The sequence below is a fragment of the Streptomyces sp. NK08204 genome (assembly GCF_020400585.1).
Lineage (GTDB): Bacteria > Actinomycetota > Actinomycetes > Streptomycetales > Streptomycetaceae > Streptomyces.
The window spans coordinates 1-5377 of the sequence record NZ_JAINVF010000049.1 but is presented as its reverse complement, the minus strand read 5'-3'; the positions used below and the strand labels follow the sequence as shown (position 1 = coordinate 5377).

The following is a 5377-nucleotide window of genomic DNA, read 5'->3' as shown; positions in this document are numbered from 1 at the left end:
AAGACGTCGTCTCATTTGGAGAGTCTGCGGTAGCAGATAAGGCTGCAGGCGATGGCGGTGAAGGCGAGGAAGTGTTCGGCCTTGCGCTCGTAGCGCCGGTGCAGGCGGCGGCAGCCGGCCAGCCAGGACATCGTGCGCTCGATCGTCCAGCGATGCCGACCAAGCCGTGTGGATGACTCGGTGCCCTTGCGGGCGATGCGGTGACGGATGCCTCGCTTGCGTAGCCATCGGCGCAGGTGGTCGTAGTCGTAGCCCTTGTCCGCGTGCAGCTTGGCGGGCCGTCGTCTGCGCGGGCCGCGGCGGGAGCGGATCGGCGGGATGCCGCGCACCAGCGGCTCGAGCGCCTGGCTGTCGTGCAGGTTCGCACCGGAGATGCCGACAGAAAGGGGTAGACCGGTTCTCTCGGTGATCAGGTGGATCTTCGAGCCCCTCTTGCCCCGGTCGACAGGATTCGGACCTGTCAGATCCCCCCTTTCAGGGCCCCGCATGTTCACCGAGTCGATCGCGCAGCGCGACCAGTCCAGGTCTCCGCGCGAGCCAAGTTCGTCGAGGATGACGCGGTGGAGCTTCGCCCAGACCCGGGCGGCGGTCCATTCGGTGAAGCGCCGGTGCGCGGTCGGCCCGGACGGGCCGAAGACCGGCGGCAACTGCCGCCAGGTGCAGCCGGTCGTGGCCACGAAGATGATCGCCGCGAGGACCTCACGGTCCCCGTACCGGTGCCGGCCTCCGCCCTGCGGCCGGGTCGGAGCAGGTGGTACCACCCGCTGGAACAGTTCCCACAGCTCGTCCGGGACCATGCGCTCAACCATCACCACACGGTGCAGAACCGCCCGTTGGTCGGGATGTGTGACTCCGCCCGCTGTCCGCAGGCCACCCATCACCCCTGTCACCGTCCCGTCTGGGCCGAGCACGCCGAACGCACCGAGATCTTCCTCGGCCAGCTCGGCACCACACGCAAGACCGAACGCACCCGGCTCCAGGCCGACTTCGACCGGGCCCTCCGCGTTGTCGCGGAGATCGACGCCGTCGACACCAGCAATCACAGGGAGTCCGCATGAGGATTTCCGCAGCCCAGCGGATCGAGAACGAGAACCGCATCCGAGCCGCCATGGACCGGCTCCTCCGAGGCGAGATCCCGCCCGGCGGAAAATACGACATCAAGACCCTCGCCATCGAGGCCGCGGTCGACCGCACTGCGTTCTACGGCACCCGCCCCTACTCTCACCTCCGCGTCGAGTTCGAACGCCGCCTGAACGCCATGCGCGAGGCCGGCGAGATCCCCGACTCTCGCGAGGCCCAGATCGCCCGGCTCAAAGCTGAGAACACCAAGCTCCGGGAACGGCTCGCCCAGTCCGAGCAGACGATCGACGAGCTCACCGGCTTCCGCAGCCAGGCCCTGGCCCGGCTCGCCGCCCAGCACGAAGAGATCGTCCGGCTCCGCGAAGCCGTCACCGGAACAAGCCGCAACCGGTCAGCAGTGGTCACCCCCCTGGGCCGCACCCAGGCCACTCGAGAATGAGATTGTCTCGGGACAACGGCATCTACAACCTCGCCTTCCCACCGGGGAAGCAGCCACAACCCACCTCACCGGCTGCTACTCGCCGAACAAGTTGACACCCGGAAGTTCAGGTGTGGGCCAGTTCCAATGCCTGCTTCAGGTTGTACTCGGCGATGCCCGCCATGAACGCCCGGTCGGGGAAGTCGCCGTCGAGCAGCCGCAGCGGGCCCGCCGTCAGAGACAAACGCTGCGCGAGCATGTAGAGCGCGAGCCGGTCCTCGTCCAAGCCATCCGCCTCCAGCCGCTGGTAGGCATCGTGCAGGCGGATTCGCAGAAACACGTGCTCCCACTCGACGTCGAAGTACATCAATCCCTCGATGTCGATCGCCACGGGGTTCCCGTCCTCGTCCACAAGCACATGGTCGGGTCCCAGTTCGCCGTGCACGACCGCGTACTCCGCGCGTGGCTGCACCGCCGCCGCCAGGATCAGCAGCCGCTCCTCCAGCCGGTCGCGGGCGGCGGCGATCCGCGAATCGCGCGAGGCCGCCTCGGCAAGGTCCCGCAGCGCACGATCGAGAACCCCCCCCCTCGCACGACGTGCCGCGCGAGGTCCCTCCTCCGTCGACCACGGCCACCTTGCCGTAAGCCGGTGCACGGTGGCGTCGCATGGCCTTCAGCGACTCTGCGAGCCGGGCCATCACCGGAGCAGCAGCGCCTGGATCCCGCGCGAGCAACTCCTCCAGGCTCTCACCCGGAAGGTCCTCGACGATCGCAAGGTCGGCCGGGCAATGAGTACCGTCGCGATCGACGAGACGGATTGCTGGAACGCGAACGCCGAGCGCGTCCAACCGCGCGTGCGCGGCCTGGAACAGATCGAGCCCGAGACCGGGCGAGAACGGGTCGGTGAGGTCGTCGTCCCCCTCGGCCGCTGGCCAGTAGTTTTCGGCGCCGTCCCATAGGTAGGCGATCGCCGTCGTCGCGTCGTCCATCACCAGGCGGTACACCCCCTTCTTACTGCCCCCCGCGACCCGCTCGACCGCCTCCAGTCGCCGCCCGCGGCCCAGCGCGGCCCGCGCTGCACTCGTCAGCTGCTCCCGCGTCACTGCCCTGGGTGCCACGTTCCGATCCGCCTCTCCGCCACGACAACCCGCGAACCCTACGGGAGCATCGGCGTTGGGGCGATTGGTTTATTCCGGATCCGAGGACTCCAAGAGCCGAGATCACGACGGTGAGGCGGAATGGACTCCACAGAAACTGGCAATAGTTGAATACGCGAGCGCACCAGTACCCGGCCCGATGTCTCATGAGACACATCAAAGTGTGGAGAAGGACGGCTACCGTGCTCAGCTCGCCGTGTACGCGGGCGGCAGGGTGCTCCTGCGCTCCCGGCAGGGGACGGACATGACGGCCTCGTTCCCCGAGATCCGGGCGGCGATCCTCGCGCAGTTGCCGGCGGATACCGGGCTGGACGGCGAGCTGGTGGTGTGGGAGCGGGACCGGCTGGCGTTCGAGCGGCTGCAGCAGCGGCTCGCCCGGCGCGGGGCCGGTGCGGCCCAGGCGGCGTGCCGGTGGCCGGCGCACCACGTGGTCTTCGACCTGGTCCACGCGGGGCAGGACCTGACCGGCTGGCCGTACGAGCGGCGGCGCGCGGCCTTGGAGGCGCTGTTGTGCTTCAAGCGGCTGGACGAGCCCTACGTCGGGGGCGCTCGGTTGTGGCGGAAATACAAGGTGCGGGTCACCACCGAAGCCGTGATCGGGGCCGTCACCGGCTCCCTCGCAGCGCCCCAGACGGTGCTGCTGGGCCGCTACAACACCGCGGGCCGCCTCCAGCACACCGGCCGCAGCACCACGCTCTCCCAGACCGACAGCCGCGCCCTGGCCGAACTGCTGGCCCCACCGGCAGGCGCGCACCCATGGGAGGGATGGACGTTCTCGGCAGGCTGGGGGACACAGCGCACGCTCGATGTGCACCTGGTGCAGCCCGAGGTGGTGATGGAGGTGGCCGTCGACGTCGCCCGGGACGCGGCCGGGCGGTGGCGGCATCCGGCCCGGCCGCATCGCGTGCGCACGGACGTCGACGTGGCGCAGGTACCGCTGTTCGGTGAGGACGCTGCCTCGTCATAATGACAGGACGACCAGGACCCGGCGAGCCGGCCGGTCCAGCACGGTCAGGTCGTAGGGGACGCAAGCGTCGAGGGACTTGCAGCATGCCAAGGAGCTGTTCGCCGCCGCGCTGGCGTCCGGATACGTAGCCGAGAAGGGCTGCGAGGCCTGCCCCACCGGGCACCTGGCTTCGTTCACGAGAAAGGGCAGCAGATGTTCGCCACTTCGGAAGGCGCCGCAGCACACCGGGAATTCGAACACTGAGTGAGTCGCTTGCCGTAATCAGAGGCGGCTGGCGGCACTTGCCCGCGCTGCGTTGATACTCCACGCCGGTGGCAGGTGCCGTTCCCGTAACGAATGAGAAAACGTGTTGGCTGGCTGCCGGCGAGCTGCGACGATGCGCCTGTTTCCCAGGCGGAGGATATTTGTTCGTTTTCGTGTGTGCGGGATGCGGTGCCGAGTTGACCACCCCGCTGTCCCAGGTCTCACTGCCAGTCCACGCCCGTCAGAAGTACGGGAACGGGGCCCAGCTTCCGGTGCTCATGGAGTCCGGGACGTTTGCCGTGGACCCGGACCCCTGGGGAGGGCCGTGGCGGATGTGGGACGAGATCGATCCAGGCGAGGCGGAGGCACGCGGCATCTACGCGCCGGTCTACGCCCTGTCCGACAGCACGCCCGGAGCGAGTGTCATCGCGCCCGGTGACATCCGTGGAACCCGGCTGATTCCTGAGAAGCGCGGCGGTGCCTGCTGTGGCCTCGACGGAGCCGACGGGCCCAACATGGCCTGCGAGGCATGCGACCTCCCCGTGGCGACCAGGGTCGACGACTGCTCACTCTGGCAGGCAGTGCGGCTCAGCTCGGATGTCGTGCACCGCGTCCCCGTTGACGGTATCCACGCTGCGCCCCTCTCCTGGGCGGAGCTGGCAGAGAAGGGGGAGGAAACGCCCCCGTTCGAGCCGATTGCCACGTGGGGAGGACGGTTGGGGTCGAACCACTACTGGTCGTGGAGCCCACAGTGGGAGGCGGCAGCCGGCCATGCGCTCGCCCACCTGCTGGTGGCCTCCTATGGGCAGCCGGTGAAGGTCCCGGGCGGTCTGACCGCGGACATGTTCCAACGCGCGCTCGACGCCCTGCTGCCGGCAGGCGCCCCGAAGCGGCGTGCCGTCCTGGCTGGACCGGGACGGCCCTCCTCGGACGCGGGCGTCGACATCCTCCTCGTACCGGTCCATCCCCAGACAGGTCAGACCTGGACCCCCGCCGGCCCGCCTGCGTCGGCATACCTGGTGCCCCTGCCGCTGGGGGTGTGGCTGTGGCTGGTCTCCCCCCAGCCGTACTTGCCGGTTCCCGCGTCGGGCCGCATACCCCAAGACGTCCTCCGCGACGACCCGCTCCCGCTCCTCCCGAACTACCTGTTCCGGGCCGACCGGGGAACGTTCCAGCACACCCTGGTCCGGCTACCAGCCGTGCGCAGCCCGTGGCTGCGCACGGTCCTCGAGAACCTCACGCAGGGCACCTCGGCCGACCTCTTCTAGCCGCCTGGTAATCGAACAGCGCCGGACTCTCGCGCCTCCCGAAGTGGCGCACATCTGCTGTCCATTCTCGGGTTCTGGCACAACTTCTGTGGTGACGATCCGGCGCTCAGTACGGGAGCGGCCAACGTGGGAGGACGGCTGGCCGACGACTGGGCCCGGTGCGTGCGCAGGCACGCACGTCCTTCGGCCAGCCGCCAGCGTCCGAGATGCAGGCCGACCGGGGCGGTGCCGCGGCGGGAATTGC

The 5377-nt window shown here is 69.1% G+C and carries 5 protein-coding genes and 1 pseudogene; 4 read left to right on the top strand and 2 right to left on the bottom strand.

Going from position 1 to position 5377, the window contains the following annotated elements:
• Nucleotides 1-11 precede the first annotated feature (11 nt).
• The gene (locus K7G59_RS34125; RefSeq protein WP_225840564.1) at nucleotides 12-809 is read right to left on the bottom strand and encodes an IS5 family transposase; all 798 of its coding nucleotides are present in this window, start codon (nucleotides 807-809) and stop codon (nucleotides 12-14) included.
• Nucleotides 810-842: 33 nt separating this feature from the next.
• Between K7G59_RS34125 and K7G59_RS34120 the strand changes: the two genes are divergently transcribed.
• A complete protein-coding gene (locus K7G59_RS34120; RefSeq protein ID WP_225840563.1) occupies nucleotides 843-1058 on the top strand; it encodes a hypothetical protein in 216 nt (71 codons plus the stop codon).
• Nucleotides 1055-1519 carry a hypothetical protein gene (locus tag K7G59_RS34115; RefSeq protein WP_225840562.1) on the top strand — a complete coding sequence of 155 codons (465 nt, stop codon included), beginning with the start codon at nucleotides 1055-1057 and terminating at the stop codon, nucleotides 1517-1519. The genes K7G59_RS34120 and K7G59_RS34115 overlap by 4 nt, the downstream gene beginning before the upstream one ends.
• A gap of 106 nt (nucleotides 1520-1625) precedes the next feature.
• Here the strand turns inward: K7G59_RS34115 and K7G59_RS34110 are convergent.
• Nucleotides 1626-2601: pseudogene (locus K7G59_RS34110) on the bottom strand (phosphotransferase family protein).
• Nucleotides 2602-2794: 193 nt separating this feature from the next.
• On the opposite strand from K7G59_RS34110, the gene K7G59_RS34105 reads away from it, so the two are divergent.
• Nucleotides 2795-3622, top strand: coding sequence for an ATP-dependent DNA ligase (locus K7G59_RS34105; protein WP_225840561.1), 828 nt, complete (start codon nucleotides 2795-2797; stop codon nucleotides 3620-3622).
• Between the two features lie 404 nt (nucleotides 3623-4026).
• Nucleotides 4027-5133, top strand: coding sequence for a hypothetical protein (locus K7G59_RS34100; protein WP_225840560.1), 1107 nt, complete (start codon nucleotides 4027-4029; stop codon nucleotides 5131-5133).
• The last annotated feature ends 244 nt before the right edge of the window (nucleotides 5134-5377 follow it).

Excerpts from the sequence above, each read along its gene's own strand:
- K7G59_RS34125 (WP_225840564.1), bottom strand. The coding sequence starts at position 809 with ATGGTTGAGCGCATGGTCCCGGACGAGCTGTGGGAACTGTTCCAGCGG.
- K7G59_RS34120 (WP_225840563.1), top strand. The coding sequence starts at position 843 with ATGTGTGACTCCGCCCGCTGTCCGCAGGCCACCCATCACCCCTGTCAC.
- K7G59_RS34115 (WP_225840562.1), top strand. The coding sequence starts at position 1,055 with ATGAGGATTTCCGCAGCCCAGCGGATCGAGAACGAGAACCGCATCCGA.
- K7G59_RS34105 (WP_225840561.1), top strand. The coding sequence starts at position 2,795 with ATGTCTCATGAGACACATCAAAGTGTGGAGAAGGACGGCTACCGTGCT.